Below are 17,729 nucleotides of genomic sequence, written 5' to 3' on the forward strand. Positions count from 1 at the left end.
CGGCCCGGCCGCCCGCGCGGCCTTGGCGTGTGCGGGACAATGGCGGCCTTGTGGCGGCGCCTGCCCGCGCCGCCGCCCTCCACGGAAACCAAGCCATGAACATCACCCAAGACACCGCCGTCACGCTCAGCTACCGCGTCACCGATCCCGCCACGGGCAAGCCGCTCGATGCCGGCAATGTGGCCTACCTGCACGGCGGCTACGAGAACATCTTCCCCAAGGTCGAGGCCGCGCTGGAAGGCCAGGCCCCGGGCCATGCCGTCACGCTGGAACTGGCGGTGGAGGACGCATTCGGCGCGCGCGACGAGAGCCTGGTGCGCACCATCCCCAAGAGCGAGTTCCCCCCCGGCGTGAAGGTGGGCGGCCAGTTGCAGGGGCCCGGCGCCGACGGCCAGCCGCAGATGTTCCACGTGGTCAAGATCAAGGGCCCCGTGGTGCACCTGGACGGCAACCACCCGCTGGCCGGCAAGGCGCTGCGTTTTGCCTGCAAGGTGACCGAGGTGCGCGCCGCCACGGCCGAGGAGATCGCCCACCGCCATGTGCATGGCGGGCACGGGCACCACCATTGATGCTGCGTTATTGATAGCTGTCAGCGCTTGCCTATCAAGCGCCAGCGACCATTTTGGTTAACGCCTGCGCAGCAATGCGCGGCGCAGCAGGCGCTCCGCGCGGTCGCGGATCTGCAGCGGGCTGTGGCCGGGTCGGGGCAGCACGCGCGCCCGGCTGCAGGCGGCCAGGAAGTCGTGCAGCAGCGGCGAGTCGTCCAGCGTGACGGCCGCGCTGGCGCGGAATTCCGGGTGCCACTGCGTCGCCGCGATGTAGCCGCGCCCGTGGCTCGGGTTGCGGCGTATCGCCTCGGGCACGCCGTCGGGGTAGCTCCAGGCCTCGATGTCGAAGCCGGGCGCCAGGTTCTTGATGCCCTGGTGGTGGATGCTGTTCACGGTGACGCGCGGCTGCTCCGGATACAGCCGCGCCAGCCGCGTGCCGGGCACGATGTCCACCTCGTGGAAGTGCTGGTCGTAGGTGCTCGGGTTGCGGTGCTGCAGCGCGCCGGGGTGCTGGGTTTCGATGTCCTGGTACAGCGTGCCGCCAAAAGCCACGTTGATGAGTTGCAGCCCGCGGCACACGCCGAAGATGGGCTTGCCGGCCTGCTCGAAGGCCTCCACGACCGCCAGGTCGTACAGGTCGCGCACGCGGTCGCCCAGCCATGCGTCCTTGAGCGGCACCTCGCCGTAGCTGCCGGGCCAGACGTCCGCCCCGCCGTGCATCACCACGCCGTCGAGCCACTCGGCGTAGTGCTTGAGCGTGACGTCGCCGCGCGCGGTCTCGCCCGTGGGGCAGGGCACCATCACCACCAGCGCGCCGGCCGACATGATCCAGTGCGCGATGGACTGCTCCACGTACTGCAGGGTCTTGTTGGTGAACAGTGGCCGGCCCGGGTCCGCATGCGAAAAGCACGCGGACAGGCCGATCTTCAGGCGCGGCTGGGAGGGCGTCACCGACGGCATGCGGTCGGGCTGTAGCCAGGGCGGCAGGACAGTCATCGGCTCAGTTGTAACACCGCGCTTGGCCGTACGCTGTAGGAACGAGCCGCAGAGCGCGGCTGTGCGTTTTGCTTGATACGAATCAAGCATGCAGGCGCCTACTGGGGCATGATAAAGACAGGGGCGCTACCGTCTGCCCCATCGACCCATCCACTTCACGAAGGAGAAAACATGCAGATCCAGGTGCATACCGACGACCACATCCAGGGCGGCGAATCGCTGGCCCGCTGGGTGCAGGAAGAAGCCACCGCCAAGCTGGCGCGCTTTCGCGAGCACGTGACGCGCGTGGAGGTGTTCCTGTCCGACGTGGACGGCGGCAAGTCCGGCGCGGCCGACAAGCGCTGCGTGATCGAGGTGCGCCCCGCTGGCCGCCAGCCTGTGGCTGCGCGTGCCGAGGCGGCCAAGGTGGCCGATGCTTTCACGGCGGCCGTGGAGAAGCTGGTGCGCGCGCTGGGCGACGACATCGAGCGCGCCAAGGACCGCAACGGCCGCGACACCATCCGCACGGCGGAGTGAGCGGGCGCTATTGATGCAATAGCTGCCAGTGCCCGACAGCAGGGCGCTGCAACGCGCAAAAGGCCGCAGGAGCGTTGGCTCCTGCGGCCTTTTGCCTTTCAGAAGCTGCTGCCCGGCTGCTGCAGGAAGGCGAGCTCCTCGGCCGTGCTGGCGCGGCCCAGTGCGGCGTTGCGGTGCGGATAGCGGCCAAAGCGCGCAATGATGTCCCGGTGCGCATGCGCGAAGTGCAGGCTGCCCGGGTTGCCCAGCGCGGTGAACAGGCGCACCGATTCTTCCTGCACGCGCGGCGACTCGCTGTGCATGTAGGGCATGTACAGGAAGGCGCGCTGCGCGGGCTCCAGCCGCGCGTCCAGACCCTGTGCCAAGGCCTCCTGCGCCAGCACCAGGGCCATGCCGTCCTGCGCGAAGGCGGCGGGGGTGTCGCGGTGCAGGTTGCGCGAAAACTGGTCGAGCACCAGGATTTCCGCCAGGCGGCCCTGGGCATCACCGCGCCAGTGCCACAACTCCCCCTGCGCGGCCTGCGCATGCAGCGCAGCGAAGCGGGTGCGGATGGCGGCGTCGAACGCGGCGTCCTTGGCGAACCATTGCTGCGGCGTGGCCTCGTCGAACCAGAAGCGCAGCACGTCGGCGGCGGTGGGGAGGGCGGGAGAGGTGGTCATGCCGCAAGTATGGGGTGCCGGCCGTGGACGTGCTTTGCTATTGAATAAATAGCTACCTACGCTTGATGGATAAGCGCTGGAGGCATATTTGACATAAAAAACGCGCCCGAAGGCGCGTTCTCTGTGAGCGGCGGAGGCTGCGGCTTACTTGCCGGCCATCACGCGCACCATCTCCAGGCACTTGTTGGAGTAGCCCCACTCGTTGTCGTACCAGGCCACGACCTTCACGAAGGTCTTGTCCAGGGCGATGCCGGCGTCGGCGTCGAACACCGAGGTGTGGGTCTCGCCCACGAAGTCGGTGGCCACCACCTTGTCCTCGGTATAGGCCAGCACGCCCTTCAGCGCGCCCTGCGACTGGGCCTTCATCTCGGCCTTGATCTCGTCGTAGCTGGCTTCCTTCTCCAGCTCCACCGTCAGGTCCACCACCGACACGTCGGAAGTGGGCACGCGGAAGGACATGCCGGTCAGCTTCTTGTTCAGCTCGGGGATCACCACGCCCACGGCCTTGGCGGCGCCGGTGGAACTGGGGATGATGTTTTCCAGAATGCCGCGGCCGCCGCGCCAGTCCTTGTTGCTCGGGCCGTCCACGGTCTTTTGCGTGGCGGTGGCGGCGTGCACGGTGGTCATCAGGCCGCGCTTGATGCCCCACTTGTCATGCAGCACCTTGGCCACGGGGGCCAGGCAGTTGGTGGTGCAGGACGCGTTGGAGATGATGGCCTGGCCGGCGTAGGTGGCGTGGTTCACGCCGAACACGAACATGGGCGTGTCGTCCTTGGACGGGGCCGACATCAGCACCTTCTTGGCGCCGGCAGCGATGTGCTTCTCGGCGCTGGCCTTGTCCAGGAACAGGCCGGTGGACTCGATCACGATGTCGGCGCCGACTTCGTTCCACTTCAGGTTGGCGGGGTCGCGCTCCTGCGTCAGGCGGATCTTCTTGCCGTTGACGATCAGCGTGTTGCCCTCGACCGAAACCTCGCCCTTGAAGCGGCCATGCACGCTGTCATAGCGCAGCATGTACGCGAGGTACTCGGGCTCCAGCAGGTCGTTGATGCCAACGACTTCGATGTCGGAGAAGTTCTGCACGGCCGAGCGCAGTACGTTGCGGCCGATGCGGCCGAAGCCGTTGATGCCAATCTTGATCGTCATGGTGTGAGCCTCTAGGGATGGATGGATTGCAAAAAACGAGAACCGGGAGGGATCAGCGCGCGCGCTGCAGCGCGGCCAGCACCGTGTCGGCGACGTTCTCGGCCGTGAAGCCGAAATGCTTGAACAGCACGCCGGCCGGGGCCGACTCGCCATAGGTGTCGATGCCGACCACGGCGGCGCAGCCGTACTTCCACCAGAAGTCGGTCACGCCCATCTCGACGGCGATGCGCGGGATGCCGGCAGGCAGCACCAGTCGCTTGTACTTGGTGTCCTCGCGGTCGAAGGTGGTGGTGCTGGGCATGGAGACCACGCGCACGGCGATCTTCTTGGCGGCCAGCAGTTGCTGCGCGGCCAGGGCCAGCTGCACCTCGGAGCCGGTGGCGATGATCACGGCCTGGGCCTTCTTCTTCAGACCCACGGCGGCGGGCTCGGAGAGGATGTAGGCGCCGCGCGAGATGTCGCCCAGGTCGCTCTTGGGCGCGTAGGGCAGGTTCTGGCGGGACAGCAGCAGCGCGGTGGGCTTGTCGCGGTTGGACAGGGCCACGCTCCAGGCCACGGCGGTCTCGGCCGTGTCGGCGGGGCGCCACACGTCCAGGCCGGGGATCAGGCGCAGGCTGGCGGCGTGCTCGATCGACTGGTGCGTGGGGCCGTCCTCGCCCAGGCCGATGGAGTCGTGCGTGAACACGTGCACTACGCGCTGCTTCATCAGCGCGGCCATGCGGATGGCGTTGCGGCTGTAGTCGCTGAATGTGAGGAAGGTGCCGCCGTAGGGGATGAAACCGCCGTGCAGCGCCAGGCCGTTCATGATGGCCGCCATGCCGAACTCGCGCACGCCGTAGTTGATGTGGCGGCCCACCTGGCCGGCCTCGGTCTTGGCCACGGCGCCGTTGGGCTCGATGCGCAGCGCGGGCGTGCTCTTGGTGTTGGTGAGGTTGGAGCCGGTCAGGTCGGCGCTGCCGCCCAGCAGTTCGGGCAGTGCGGCGGTGAAGGCTTCCAGTGCGATCTGGCTGGCCTTGCGGCTGGCCACGGTCTCGGCCTTGGTGTGCGCGGCCACCACGGTGTCCACCGCCACCTGGGCGAAGTGCTTGGGCAGGTCGCCAGCCATGCGGCGGGACAGCTCGAATGCCAGCTCGGGGTAGGCGGCCTCGTAGGCGGCAAAGCGCAGCGTCCACTCGGCTTCGGCGGCCTGGCCGGCCGCCTTGGCATCCCAGTCGGCGTACACCGACTCGGGGATCGCGAAGGGCTCGTGCGTCCAGCCCAGGGCAGCGCGCGTGAGGTTGATTTCCTCGGCGCCCAGGGGCTCGCCATGGGCCTTGGCCGTGTTGGCGCGGTTGGGGCTGCCCTTGCCGATGACGGTCTTGCAGACGATCAGCGTGGGCTTGTCGGCGCTGGCCTTGGCTTGGCCGATGGCGGCGGCCACAGCTTCCACGTCATGCCCGTCCACGGCGTCGATCACGTTCCAGCCGCAGGCCATGAAGCGCTGCGGGGTGTTGTCGATGAACCAGGGCGCCACCTGGCCGTCGATGCTGATGCCGTTGTCGTCGTACAGCGCGATGAGCTTGTTGAGCTTCCACGCGCCGGCGAGAGCCACGGCCTCATGGCTGATGCCTTCCATCAGGCAGCCGTCGCCCAGGAACACGTAGGTGTGGTGGTCCACCACGGCGTGGCCTTCGCGGTTGAACTCGGCGGCCAGCAGCTTCTCGGCCAGCGCAAAGCCCACGGCGTTGGTCACGCCCTGGCCCAGCGGGCCGGTGGTGGTCTCCACGCCGGGGGTGATGCCGTGCTCGGGGTGGCCGGGGGTCTTGCTGTGCAGCTGGCGGAAGTTCTTCAGCTCCTGCAGGGGCAGGTCGTAGCCCGTGAGGTGCAGCAGCGAGTACAGCAGCATCGACGCGTGGCCGTTGGACAGCACGAAACGGTCGCGGTCCATCCACTGGGGGTTGGTGGGGTTGTGCTTCAGGTGCTGGCCCCACAACGCCACGGCCATGTCGGCCATACCCATGGGGGCACCGGGATGGCCCGAGTTGGCTTGTTGAACGGCATCCATTGCGAGTGCGCGGATCGCATTCGCCATTTGTTGAGAATTGGCCATCGGGGCGGTTCCGGAAGGGGCTGTAAGGGTAAACCTGCAATTTTACCGGGCAGGCGGCCCCCCTGCCCACCAGCCGCGAATTGGGCGACCGCGCCGGTGGCCCGGCCTGCCGGCCATTGACACTTTTTTTACAGGCCGCCGAGGCCTTTCTACCCCGTTTTGATGCGCCCTTCGGGAGACTGCCTGTCATCTGTTTGGATTGGCAGGAGTGTGTTGTATGGACATCGTATGGGTTGCCGGGCTGGGCTTGCTCTGGCTGGCAGTGGCGCAGTTGGCCGTGGGCCTGGATCGCCTGGGACGGGCGCGCGGGGAGCCGGTGTGATGGCGCTCGAAGTTCTTTACGGCCTGGGAGGGCTGCTGGCCGTCCTCCTGATGGCCTACCTTGTGTTCGCGCTGGTCTGCGCCGAGGAGTTCTGACCATGAACACCTCTTCCTGGGGCCTGCTGGCCCTGTTTCTGGCATTGCTGGCCCTGCTGGCCTGGCCTCTGGGCCGCTGGCTTGCGGCCCTTATCGACGGGCGCCTGCCGCGCTGGCTGCTGCGGGCCGAGGCGCCGCTGTACCGGCTGGCTAGCGTGCGTCCGGACGAATCCATGGGCTGGCGCGCCTACGCGCTGGCACTGCTGGTCTTCAACGCGCTGGGTGCGCTGGCCCTCTATGGCCTGCAGCGCCTGCAGGGGTGGCTGCCGCTGAACCCCGAGGGCTTCGGCGCCGTGGCGCCCGACTCGGCGTTCAACACGGCCATCAGTTTCGTGACCAACACCAACTGGCAGGGCTACGCGGGCGAGAGCACCATGAGCTACCTCAGCCAGATGCTGGGCCTTGCGGTGCAGAACTTCCTGTCGGCGGCCACCGGCATTGCAGTGGCCTTTGTGCTGGTGCGTGGTTTTGCCGGGCGGGGCGAGGGCCGTCCGGCCGCGGGGACGCGTTTTGGCGCCGTCGGCAATGTGTGGGTGGACCTCACGCGCATCACCCTGTGGGTGCTGATGCCGATCGCCTTCGTGATCGCCCTCTTCTTCGTGTCGCAGGGCGTGATCCAGAACTTCGATGGCTACCACCGGGTGGCGACCGTCGAGGCCACCACCTACCTGGCGCCGCAGACCGGCGCAGACGGCCAGCCGCTGCTCGACGCGGCGGGCCAGCCGGTGGTGCAGGAGCTGCGCACGCAGACGCAGACGCTGCCCATGGGGCCCGTGGCCTCGCAGGAGGCGATCAAGCTGCTGGGCACCAACGGCGGGGGCTTCTTCAACGCCAACTCGGCCCACCCCTACGAGAATCCCACGGCGCTGGCCAACCTGGCGCAGATGCTGGCGATCTTCCTGATCCCCGCGGCGCTGTGCTTCGCCTTCGGCCGGGCGGTGGGCGACAGCCGCCAGGGCTGGGCGATCCTGGCCGCCATGGCGGTGATCTTCGTGGCCGCCGTGGTGGCCGTCACCTGGGCGGAGCGCGCAGGCAATCCGTTGCTGACGGCGCTGGGGGTGGACCCGGCCCTGGGCAACATGGAAGGCAAGGAGCTGCGCTTCGGTATCTCCGGCACGGCGTTGTTCGTGGCCGTGACGACCGCCGCCTCGTGCGGCGCCGTGGACGCCATGCACGACTCGCTCACGCCCCTGGGCGGCATGGTGCCGCTGGTGCTCATGCAGCTGGGCGAGGTGGTCTTTGGCGGCGTGGGCTCGGGGCTGTACGGCATGCTGGTGTTCGCCGTGCTGGCGGTCTTCATCGCCGGCCTGATGATCGGCCGCACGCCCGAGTACCTGGGCAAGAAGATCGAGGTGTTCGAGATGAAGCTGGTGTCATTCATCATCCTCGTCACGCCGCTGGTGGTGCTGCTGGGCACGGCCGTGGCCGTGAGCACCACGGCCGGGCGCGCCGGCGTCGCCAACCCCGGGGCCCATGGCTTCTCCGAGGTGCTGTACGCCTTCACCTCGGCGGCCAACAACAACGGCAGCGCCTTCGCCGGGCTGTCGGCCAACACCCCCTTCTACAACGCCATGCTGGGCGTGGCCATGTGGCTGGGCCGCTTCGCCGTGATCGTGCCGGTTCTGGCCCTGGCCGGGGCGCTGGCGGGCAAGCCGCGCCTGCCGGTCACCTCCGGCACCCTGCCCACGCACGGCCCGCTGTTCGTGGTGCTGCTGGTCGGCACCGTGCTGCTGGTGGGCCTGCTGAACTATGTGCCGGCGCTGGCCCTGGGGCCGGTGGTCGAGCACCTGATGCTCTGGAAGTGAGTCAACCATGACTTCGATGCAAAAAAATCTTTCGCTTGCCGATCCCGCCCTGCTGCGGCCGGCGCTGCGCGGCGCCTTCGCCAGGCTCAGCCCGCGCGCCCAGTGGCGCAACCCGGTGATGTTCGTCGTCTATGTCGGCAGCATCCTCACCACGCTGCTGTGGCTGAACACGCTCAACGCTCCCGGCGACACAGGCATGGGCGCCGGCTTCGTCCTGGCGGTGGCGGTGTGGCTGTGGTTCACCGTGCTGTTCGCCAACTTTGCCGAGGCCCTGGCCGAGGGGCGCAGCAAGGCCCAGGCCGCGTCGCTGCGCAGCCTGCGCAAGGACACCTGGACCAAGAAGCTCAAGGGCGTACACCGCGACAGCGGCTTCCTGCCCCAGCAGGCGACCGACCTGCGCAAGGGCGACGTGGTGCTGGTCGAGGCCGGCGACATGATCCCGCTCGACGGCGAGGTGATCGAAGGCGTGGCCTCGGTGGACGAGAGCGCCATCACCGGCGAATCGGCGCCGGTGGTGCGCGAGTCGGGCGGCGACTTCTCCGCCGTGACCGGTGGCACGCGGGTGTTGTCCGACTGGCTGGTGGTGCGCATTGGCGTGAACCCGGGCGAGTCGTTCCTGGACCGCATGATCGGCATGGTGGAGGCCGCCAAGCGCAGTAAGACGCCCAACGAGATCGCCCTCACCATCCTGCTGGTGGCGTTGACCATCGTGTTCCTGGTGGTGACCGTGACGCTGCTGCCCTATTCGGTCTTCAGCGTGCAGGCTTCCGGCGCGGGCACCGTGGTGTCGCTGACGGCGCTGGTGGCCCTGCTGGTGTGCCTGATCCCCACCACCATCGGCGGCCTGCTGTCGGCTGTGGGCGTGGCGGGCATGAGCCGCATGATGCAGGCCAACGTCATCGCCACCTCGGGCCGCGCCGTGGAGGCCGCGGGCGACGTGGACGTGCTGCTGCTGGACAAGACCGGCACCATCACCCACGGCAACCGGCAGGCCAGTGCCTTCCTGCCCGCGCCGGGCGTCGACAAGGCGCAGCTGGCGCAGGCGGCGTTGCTGGCCTCGCTGGCCGACGAAACGCCCGAGGGGCGCAGCATCGTCGAGCTGGCGCGGCGCGAGGGCGTGACCTCGCAGCCGGTGCCGGGGGCCCTGTTCGTGCCCTTCACGGCCCAGACGCGCATGAGCGGGGCCGACCTGCCGGCCGCGAAGGGCGGGGCGGGTGAGTGGGTTCTGCTGCGCAAGGGCGCCGTCGAGGCGCTGCGCCACCATGTTGAGGCGCTGGGCGGGCGTCTGCCGCCCGAGGTGGTCCAGGCCGCCGACGCGGTGGCACGCCGGGGCAGCACGCCGCTGGCCGTGGCCGAGGGCGCGCGCGTGCTGGGCGTGGTGGAGCTCAAGGACATCGTCAAGGCGGGCATCCGCGATCGCTTCGCCGAGCTGCGGCGCATGGGCATCCGTACGGTGATGATCACGGGCGACAACCGGCTCACCGCCGCCGCCATCGCGGCCGAGGCCGGTGTGGACGACTTCCTGGCCGAGGCCACGCCCGAGGACAAGCTGCGCCTCATCCGCCAGTACCAGGCCGAAGGCCGGCTGGTGGCCATGACCGGCGACGGCACCAACGACGCGCCCGCGCTGGCCCAGGCCGACGTGGCCGTGGCCATAGGCAGCGGCACGCAGGCCGCCAAGGAGGCCAGCAACATGGTGGACCTGGACTCCAACCCCACCAAGCTGCTGGAGGTGGTGGAGACCGGCAAGGCGCTGCTGATGACGCGCGGCTCGCTCACCACCTTCTCCATCGCCAACGACGTGGCCAAGTACTTCGCCATCATCCCGGCGATCTTCATGGGCACCTATCCGCACCTGGGCGCCCTGAACGTCATGGATCTGGCCAGCCCGTCCTCGGCCATCCTGAGCGCCGTGATCTTCAACGCGCTGATCATCGTCGTGCTCATCCCGCTGGCGCTCAAGGGCGTGCGCTACCGGCCCGTCGGCGCATCTGCGCTGCTGCGCCGCAACCTGGCGGTCTATGGACTGGGCGGGCTGGTCGTGCCCTTCGTGGGCATCAAGCTGATTGACATGCTGCTGGCCGCCAGCGGCCTGGTGTGAAGGAGCCGGAGATGAACAACAACCTCAACCCCAACCAAGGCCCGAGCCAGCGCCACGCGCTGCTGCGCCCGGTGCTGGCCCTGTTTGCCTTGCTGAGCGTGCTGACCGGCATCGTCTACCCGCTGGCCGTGACCGGCGCGGCGCGCGCCGTGTTCCCGCAGCAGGCGGCGGGCAGCCTGGTCGTGCAGGGCGAAACCGTCGTGGGCTCGGCGCTGATCGGCCAGTCCTTCAGCGACCCCCGCCATTTCTGGGGCCGGCCGTCGGCCACGGCGCCCATGGCTTACAACGCGGCGGCTTCCTCGGGGTCGAACCAGGGCCCGCTGAACCCGGCCCTGGTCGACGCGGTCCGGGCCCGCATCGAAGCCCTGCGCGCGGCCGACCTCGGCAACCAGGCGCCCGTGCCCGCCGATCTGGTCACCGCCTCGGCCAGCGGGCTGGACCCGCACATCAGCCCCGCCGCCGCCCTGTACCAGGCGCCGCGCATCGCCCGCCTGCGCGGCCTGGCGCCGCAGCAGTTGGTGGATCTGGTGGGGCAGCATACGGAGCAGCCGCTGCTGTTCGGCCTGATCGGCGAGCCGCGCGTGAACGTGCTGGCGCTCAACCTGGCGCTGGACGCCGCCCATGGCCGATGACTGGCTGCACCTGCTGTGCGCCCTGGCGGCGCTCGGTGTGCCCGTGCTGCTGGCCTGGGTGTTGGTGAGCCGGGGCCAGCGCCGCCGGCGCCGCCCCGCCCGCGGTGGCCGCCCGGCACCGCCCATGCGTTAACCTGCCCTCGCCATGCCCGAAGCCAGCCGCCCCGACCCCGACGCCCTGCTCGCGCAACTGCGCGCCGACGAGGTGCGCGCGCAGCGTGGCCGCCTGCGCATTTACTTCGGCGCCAATGCCGGGGTGGGCAAGACCTGGGCCATGCTCAGCGCGGCCCGGCGCGAACGGGAGGCCGGCCGCGACGTGGTGATCGGCGTGGTCGAAACCCATGGCCGCAGCGAGACCGCCGCGCTGGTCGAGGGGCTGGAGGCCCTGCCGCCGTGCGAGCGGCACTACCGCGGCAAGCTGCTGCGCGAGTTCGACCTGGACGGCGCGCTGCTGCGCCACCCGCAGGTGCTGCTGGTGGACGAACTGGCGCACAGCAACGCGCCCGGCTCGCGCCACGCCAAGCGCTGGCAGGACGTGGAGGAGCTGCTGGCCGCCGGCATCGACGTGTGGACCGCGCTCAATGTGCAGCACCTGGAGAGCCTGAACGGCACGGTGGGCGCCATCACCGGCATCCGCGTGAACGAGACCGTGCCCGACAGCGTGCTGGACGAGGCCGACGAGGTGACCCTGGTCGATGCCACGCCCGACGAAATGGCGGCGCGGCTGGCCGCCGGCAAGGTCTACCTGCCCCAGCAGGCCGAGCGCGCGGCGCAGAACTTCTTTCGCAAGGGCAACCTGATCGCGCTGCGCGAGATCGCCCTGCGCCGCACGGCCGACCACGTCGAGGACGACGTGCGGGGCTGGCGCATCGAGCAGTCGGGCGAGAGCGGCGCGCCGGGGGGCGGCGCACCCCCGGCGTGGAACACCTCGGGCGCCATCCTGGCGGCCGTGGGGCCGGAGCAGGACGCGGCGCAGACCGTGCGCGCGGCGGCCCGCATGGCGGGCCAGCTCAATGTGCGCTGGCATGCCGTCTACGTGGAAACGCCGCGCCTGGCGCGGCTGGACGATGCCGCGCGCGACCGCATCCTGGCCGTGCTGCACCTGGCGCAGGAGCTGGGCGCGGAAACCGCCGTACTGAGCGACGAGCAGGTGGCGCCCGCGCTGGCCGAACAGGCGCAGCGCCTGAACTGCGCCATGCTGGTGCTGGGCCGTGGCCGCGCGCGCGCCGGCTGGCGCCGCTGGGCCGGGCGCTGGTGCGCGCCGCTGGCGCTGCGGCTGGCGCGCATCGCGCCCACGCTGGACCTGGTCAGCGTGGCCCCGGCCGACAGCGCCCGCCGCCTGGCGCGCACGCCCTGGGCGGCCCCGGCGCGTGGAGAACTGCCCGAGGAGCCGGATGCCGCCACCTGGCCCGGCTTTGCCTGGGCCGTGGGCAGCAGCGTGGCCCTCACCGGGCTGGCTGCGCCGCTGTCGGGCGTGCTGGAGCTGACCAACATCGTCATGCTCTACCTGCTGGGCGTGGTGGGCGTGGCGTGGCGTTTCGGGCGCGGGCCGGCGGCCCTCGCGGCGGCGATGAACGTCATGGCCTTCGACTACTTCTTCGTGCTGCCCACCTTCTCGTTCGCGGTGAGCGACGTGCAGTACCTGCTGACCTTCGCCGTCATGCTGGGCGTAGGCCTGCTGGTGGGGCAGCTCACGGCGGGCCTGCGCTTCGCGGCCAGCGTGTCGGCGGGGCGCGAGCGGCGCGCGCAGTCGCTGTTCGAGCTGGCGCGCGAGCTGTCGGCGGCGCTGCAGGCCAGCCAGGTCGAGGCGCTGGGCGCGGCGGCGGTGCAGCGCCATTTCGGCGGCGAGGCCCGGGTGCTGCTGACCGACGCCCAGGACCGGCTCGTGCCCCCGTCCGATCCGCCCGAGGGGTTCGACTTCAGCGTGGCCGACTGGGCCTTCCGCCAGGGCCAGAGCGCGGGCCTGACCACGGCCACCCTGTCGGCCCAGCCCTGGCACTACGTGCCGCTGGTGGCGCCCATGCGCGTGCGCGGCGTGCTGGCGCTGCGTCCGGCGCAGCCGCGCTGGCTGGTGATTCCCGAGCAGGCGCGGCAGCTGGAAACCCTGGCGCGCCAGATCGCCATTGCCGTGGAGCGCGTGCATTACGTCGAGGTGGCGCAGCAGGCGGTGGTGGACATCGAGTCCGAGCGCCTGCGCAACGCCTTGCTGGGCGCCATCTCGCACGACGTGCGCACGCCGCTGACGGCGCTGATCGGGCTGGCCGAGTCGCTGCGCACGCTGGCGCCGCCGCTGTCGCCCGCGCAGGCGCAGGCGGCGCAGGCCATCGTGGCCCAGGCGCGCGCGCTGAGCACGCTGGTGGGCAACCTGCTGGACATGGCGCGGCTGGAAAGCAGCGCCAGCGGCGCCGTGCAGCTGCGGCGCGAGTGGCAGTCGGTGGAGGAGGTCGTGGGCGCGGCCATCCGCGCCGCGCAGCCGGCCCTGGGCGGCATGGCGGTGCGCACCGAGTTGGCGCCCGAGCTGCCGCTGGTGGAGTTCGACGCCGTGCTGATCGAGCGCGTGCTGGTCAACCTGCTGGAGAACGCCGCGCGCTACGGCGCGCCGCCCATCGTCGTGGCGGCCAGCGCGCTGCCGCAGGCGCTGCGCATCACCGTGCGCGACCACGGCCCGGGCCTGCCGCCCCACCTGCGCGGGCGCGAGCAGGTGCTGTTCGACAAGTTCACCCGCGGCCAGGCAGAGTCCACCACGCCCGGCGTGGGGCTGGGCCTGGCCATCTGCAAGGCCATCGTGCAGGCGCATGGCGGCGAGATCTCGGCCACGAACGCCGCCGCCGATGCGCATGGCAGCGGCGGTGCGGCGTTCACCATCGAGCTGCCGCGCCGTCCGCCGCCCGCCGTTACCGAATGAAATCCTATGTCTTCTCCCCCTAGCCTCACCGCCATCGTGATCGAGGATGAACCCCAGATCCGCCGCTTCGTGCGCGGCGCGCTGGAGGACGAGGGCTGGCTGGTGCACGAGGCCGCCACCCAGCGCGAGGGCCTGGTGGCCGCCGGCACGCGCCACCCCGACCTGCTGGTGCTCGACCTGGGCCTGCCCGACGGCGACGGCGTGGAGCTGATCCGCGACGTGCGCGGCTGGTCCAGCGTGCCCATCATCGTGCTCTCGGCGCGCGCCGACGAGGCCGACAAGATCGCTGCGCTGGACGCGGGAGCGGACGACTACCTCACCAAGCCCTTCGGCACCGGCGAGCTGCTGGCACGCGTGCGCGCCAACCTGCGGCGTACGCGTGCCGCGGCGGGCGAGGCGCCCGCGCCGGCCGATGCGGTGTTCCGCTTTGGCGAGGAGGCCGGGGCGGTGGAGGTGGACCGCGCCCGGCGCGTGGTGCGCCGCGCCGGCGACGAGGTGCACCTGACCCCCACCGAGTACCGTTTGCTCTCCGTGCTGGTGGCCAACGCCGGGCGCGTGCTCACCCAGCGCCAGTTGCTGCGCGAGGTCTGGGGGCCGGCGCACAGCGACCAGAGCCACTACCTGCGCGTCTACATGGGCCACCTGCGCGGCAAGCTTGAGGTCGACCCGGCGCAGCCACGCCACCTGCTCACCGAGACGGCGGTGGGCTACCGCCTGCTGCCCTGACCGGGGGCGCTGCGGCCCCTACACTGCGGGCCCATGACGATGCCCCAGTTCCCCGCCATGCTGCTGGCCGCCGGCCGCGGCGAGCGCATGCGCCCGCTGACCGATGCCTGTCCCAAACCATTGCTCGAAGTGCGCGGGCGGCCGCTGCTGGAGTGGCACCTGCGTGCGTTGGTCGAAGCGGGTGTCGAGCGCGCCGTGATCAACACCGCGTGGCTGGGCGAGCAGATTGGCCACCGGTTTTCAGATGTTTTTGCCGTCGAAGGCAAGCGGGACAAGCGCGAGCAGCTATCAATTTCATACTCCCATGAAGGCCGGGATTTCGGTCGCGCGCTGGAGACGGCCGGCGGTATCGCACGCGCGCTGCCGCAGCTGGGGCCGGTGTTCTGGCTGGCGGCGGGCGATGTGTTCGCGCCCGACTTCACCTTCGAGGCGCAGGCCGTGCAGCGGTTCGTGGCCGGCGATGCCCTGGCCCATCTGTGGCTCGTGCCCAACCCGCCGCACCACCCGNGTCGCCCGAGGGGTTGGCGCTGAATCTGCCGGCGCAGGACCCGCGGCCGCGCTACACCTACAGCACCATCGCCCTGCTGCGCGCCGAGCTGTTCACCGCGCCCTGGTGCGACATCGCACCCGGCAACCCCGAGGGTGTGGCCGCGCCCCTGGCGCCGCTGCTGCGCCGCGCCATGGATGCGGGGCGGGTGACGGCGACGCTCCATACCGGGCGCTGGACCGATGTGGGTACGCCAGAGCGGCTGGCCGAGCTGAACGCCGGCTGAGGCAGCGTCCGTCGGCTATCGGCTCAGGCGCCTGGCGCGGATGCGGGGGCCGAGGCAGCGCCCGACGCGGGCTCGGAGGGGTCTGATGCCGGCTCGGCGGGCGGCGGCGGAGGCAGCAACTCGGGCGCGGGCGCCAGCGCGGTGGCCGATGCGGGATGGGCGGGCTGCACATCGATGGCCGGGCCGTTCTCGCAGTTGCGGAACTGCCACTGGCTGGGCAGAAAGCGGGCCTGCGGCCCGTCGGGTGCGGGCTTGCCCACTTCGGCCTGCACGTCGTAGGGAATGTGCGGCACCTGGAACAGGGCGATCTGGCCCTGGCGGCACAGCAGCGCGGGTACCACCTTGTTCAGCTCCCAGTCCTTGGTGTCGGTGTTGTAGCGGTACAGCGGGCCAATACGCTGGTCCTGGGCCAGTTCTACGCGCATCGGCAGCACCTGCATCGCCTGGGCCCATACGCCGGCCACGAGCACGGGCTGCGGAAAGCGCACCGCCTCCAGGCCGCGCAGGGACACGGGCTGCACCGGCGCGCCGTTGTCGAAGGGGTCCAGCCGGTTGATCAGGCTGCCCGCGGGAATCACCAGTTCGCCGTACTGCACGTCGTGCGGCAGCACGAAGCGTTCGCGGTGGGTGCGATGCACGGCGCTGTCCTGGCGCGTCTGCTGCGCGCGACCCGACAGGTACAGGCGCAGGCCCAGCCAGGCATCGCACACCACGGCCACGGCGCACAGGGCGACCAGCACGCGGCGGTCCAGCCGCGGCTTGTTGGGAACATCGATATACCGCGCATAGAACGCGTAGAAAAGCAGGGCCACGGTCAGCACCAGGCCCAGCAGGGGGATGAGGGTGGTCAGCAGGAAGGACATGCGGCGAGTCTGCCACGGCGCCTGGGCGCCGCCGCGCGCGCCGGCCGTTGGGCCCACAATGGCAGCATGACCACGCCCAGCTCCCTCTACGCGCAGCGTCGCGCCCGCCTTGCCGCCCAGTTGGGCGCGGGCGGCATCGCCATCGTGCCCACCGCCCCGCTGCAGCAGCGCAACCGCGACAGCGAGTTTCTCTACCGCCACGACAGCTACTTCTACTACCTCACGGGCTTTGCCGAGCCGGGCGCGTGGCTGGTGCTGACCGCGGAAGGCCACAGCACTCTGTTTTGCCAGCCCAAGGACCTGGAGCGCGAGATCTGGGATGGCTACCGCCTGGGGCCCGAGGCGGCCCTGGCCACCCTGGGCGTGGACGCCGCGCACTCCGTGGCCGATATCGACGCGCGCCTGCCGCGCCTGCTGGAAAACCGCGGCAGCGTCTGGTTCCCCTTCGCCACCCACCCAGGGCTGGCTGCGCGTGTGGAAGGCTGGCTGAACCAGGTGCGCGCACGCGTGCGGTACGGCGCGCTGTGCCCCGCGCAGCAGGGTGATCTGTGCACGCTGCTCGACGAGATGCGCCTGATCAAGGACGCGCACGAGCTGGACCTGATGCGCCGCGCCGCCGCCATCAGCGCCCGCGCCCATGTGCGCGCCATGCAGCGCAGCAGCCGCATGCTGCGCGCCGGCCAGGATGTGCGCGAATTTCACCTGGATGCCGAGCTGCTGCACGCCTTCCGCGAAGAGGGCTCGCAGTGCCCGGCCTACGGCTCCATCGTCGCGGCGGGCGCCAACGCCTGCGTGCTGCACTACCGCGCCGACGCCGCGCCCGTGCGCGCGGGCGAGCTGGTGCTGATCGACGCGGGCTGCGAGCTGGACGGCTACGCCAGCGACATCACGCGCACCTTCCCGGCCGATGGCCGCTTTACCGGCCCGCAGCGCGCGCTGTACGACCTGGTGCTGGACAGCCAGAAGGCGGCCATCGCCGCCACGCGCGCGGGCAGCCGCTTCAACGAGCCGCACGACGCCACCGTGGCGGTGCTGGCGCAGGGCATGCTGGATCTGGGCCTGCTGGATAAAGACAAGGTGGGTACGGCGCAGGACGTGATCGAGCAGCGCGCGTATTTTCAGTTCTATATGCACCGCACCAGCCACTGGCTGGGCATGGATGTGCACGACTGCGGCAGCTACGTGGAGCCGGGCGAACTGGGCCAGGTGAGCGAGCGCCGCGACCCGCTGTCGGGCGAGCTGATCGCCAACCGCCCCAGTCGCATCCTGCGCCCGGGCATGGTGCTGACCATCGAGCCGGGCCTGTATGTGCGCCCGGCGCCCGGCGTGCCAGAGCAGTTTCACCACATCGGCATCCGCATCGAGGACGACGCCATCGTGACCGACAGCGGCTGCGAGCTCATCACCCGCGGCGTGCCCGTGGAGGCTGACGAGATTGAGGCTTTGATGCAGGGTTGAAGTGAAACAACCCCCTGTCGCGCTTCGCGCCTTCCCCCCTCTCTCGCAACGCTGCGCGCTGCGGGAAGGGGGACGCCACCAGCGCGGCGGGGCGG

16 protein-coding genes and 1 pseudogene are annotated in these 17,729 nt (G+C 70.5%); 12 read left to right on the top strand and 5 right to left on the bottom strand.

Annotation, left to right across the window (positions count from 1 at the left end; translation table 11 throughout):
- The first annotated feature begins 95 nt into the window (after positions 1-95).
- Positions 96-569 (top strand): peptidylprolyl isomerase, encoded by a 474-nt coding sequence (locus tag OX89_RS14565; RefSeq protein WP_047351192.1) that lies wholly within the window; start codon positions 96-98, stop codon positions 567-569.
- Between the two features lie 57 nt (positions 570-626).
- On the opposite strand, the gene OX89_RS14570 is transcribed toward OX89_RS14565, so the two are convergent.
- Entirely contained in the window at positions 627-1,544 is a 918-nt protein-coding gene (locus OX89_RS14570) for a gamma-glutamyl-gamma-aminobutyrate hydrolase family protein (protein ID WP_011807048.1), read from the bottom strand.
- A gap of 171 nt (positions 1,545-1,715) precedes the next feature.
- Between OX89_RS14570 and OX89_RS14575 the strand changes: the two genes are divergently transcribed.
- Entirely contained in the window at positions 1,716-2,060 is a 345-nt protein-coding gene (locus OX89_RS14575; RefSeq protein WP_015914545.1) for an HPF/RaiA family ribosome-associated protein, read from the top strand.
- 98 nt (positions 2,061-2,158) lie between these two features.
- Here the strand turns inward: OX89_RS14575 and OX89_RS14580 are convergent, their stop codons facing one another.
- The 3 genes from OX89_RS14580 to tkt all read right to left on the bottom strand — a co-directional run bounded on the left by OX89_RS14580 (position 2,159) and on the right by tkt (position 5,954).
- Positions 2,159-2,719 carry a DUF924 family protein gene (locus tag OX89_RS14580; protein WP_047351172.1) on the bottom strand — a complete coding sequence of 187 codons (561 nt, stop codon included), beginning with the start codon at positions 2,717-2,719 and terminating at the stop codon, positions 2,159-2,161.
- 144 nt (positions 2,720-2,863) lie between these two features.
- Entirely contained in the window at positions 2,864-3,865 is a 1,002-nt protein-coding gene (gene gap, locus OX89_RS14585; protein WP_047351173.1) for a type I glyceraldehyde-3-phosphate dehydrogenase, read from the bottom strand.
- A 52-nt stretch (positions 3,866-3,917) separates the two neighbouring features.
- Complete coding sequence (tkt, locus tag OX89_RS14590; protein WP_047351174.1) at positions 3,918-5,954, bottom strand: transketolase; 2,037 nt, start codon at positions 5,952-5,954, stop codon at positions 3,918-3,920.
- A 318-nt stretch (positions 5,955-6,272) separates the two neighbouring features.
- Between tkt and OX89_RS14595 the strand changes: the two genes are divergently transcribed.
- The 9 genes and pseudogenes from OX89_RS14595 to OX89_RS19195 form a co-directional block, all read left to right on the top strand.
- Positions 6,273-6,371 (top strand): potassium-transporting ATPase subunit F, encoded by a 99-nt coding sequence (locus OX89_RS14595; protein WP_084002077.1) that lies wholly within the window; start codon positions 6,273-6,275, stop codon positions 6,369-6,371.
- 2 nt (positions 6,372-6,373) lie between these two features.
- On the top strand, positions 6,374-8,176 hold the full coding sequence (gene kdpA / locus OX89_RS14600) for a potassium-transporting ATPase subunit KdpA (protein WP_047351176.1): 1,803 nt from the start codon (positions 6,374-6,376) through the stop codon (positions 8,174-8,176).
- 7 nt (positions 8,177-8,183) lie between these two features.
- The gene (kdpB, locus tag OX89_RS14605; RefSeq protein ID WP_047351177.1) at positions 8,184-10,277 is read left to right on the top strand and encodes a potassium-transporting ATPase subunit KdpB; all 2,094 of its coding nucleotides are present in this window, start codon (positions 8,184-8,186) and stop codon (positions 10,275-10,277) included.
- Between the two features lie 11 nt (positions 10,278-10,288).
- Entirely contained in the window at positions 10,289-10,909 is a 621-nt protein-coding gene (gene kdpC / locus OX89_RS14610) for a potassium-transporting ATPase subunit KdpC (RefSeq protein WP_047351193.1), read from the top strand.
- Positions 10,899-11,042, top strand: a complete 144-nt coding sequence (locus OX89_RS18705) for a hypothetical protein (protein WP_157497510.1) — start codon at positions 10,899-10,901, stop codon at positions 11,040-11,042. Before kdpC ends, OX89_RS18705 begins: the two co-directional genes overlap by 11 nt.
- A 12-nt stretch (positions 11,043-11,054) precedes the next feature.
- Positions 11,055-13,814 (top strand): DUF4118 domain-containing protein, encoded by a 2,760-nt coding sequence (locus OX89_RS14615; protein ID WP_047351178.1) that lies wholly within the window; start codon positions 11,055-11,057, stop codon positions 13,812-13,814.
- A gap of 6 nt (positions 13,815-13,820) precedes the next feature.
- Positions 13,821-14,540: a two-component system response regulator KdpE gene (gene kdpE / locus OX89_RS14620; RefSeq protein WP_047351179.1), complete on the top strand. Its 720-nt coding sequence runs from the start codon at positions 13,821-13,823 to the stop codon at positions 14,538-14,540.
- Positions 14,541-14,573: 33 nt separating this feature from the next.
- The coding region (locus OX89_RS19190) for an NTP transferase domain-containing protein (RefSeq protein ID WP_234305583.1) at positions 14,574-15,047 on the top strand (474 nt) is incomplete at its 3' end.
- A 1-nt stretch (position 15,048) separates the two neighbouring features.
- A pseudogene (locus OX89_RS19195) lies at positions 15,049-15,313 on the top strand (NDP-sugar synthase); the annotation flags it as partial.
- A 23-nt stretch (positions 15,314-15,336) separates the two neighbouring features.
- Here OX89_RS19195 and OX89_RS14630 read toward each other — a convergent pair.
- Positions 15,337-16,176 (bottom strand): hypothetical protein, encoded by an 840-nt coding sequence (locus tag OX89_RS14630; RefSeq protein WP_041836122.1) that lies wholly within the window; start codon positions 16,174-16,176, stop codon positions 15,337-15,339.
- Positions 16,177-16,242: 66 nt separating this feature from the next.
- Between OX89_RS14630 and OX89_RS14635 the strand changes: the two genes are divergently transcribed.
- Positions 16,243-17,634 carry an aminopeptidase P N-terminal domain-containing protein gene (locus tag OX89_RS14635; protein ID WP_047351180.1) on the top strand — a complete coding sequence of 464 codons (1,392 nt, stop codon included), beginning with the start codon at positions 16,243-16,245 and terminating at the stop codon, positions 17,632-17,634.
- Positions 17,635-17,729: the final 95 nt, after the last annotated feature.

The sequence above is a fragment of the Diaphorobacter sp. J5-51 genome, assembly GCF_001023515.1.
Lineage (GTDB): Bacteria > Pseudomonadota > Gammaproteobacteria > Burkholderiales > Burkholderiaceae_C > Diaphorobacter > Diaphorobacter nitroreducens.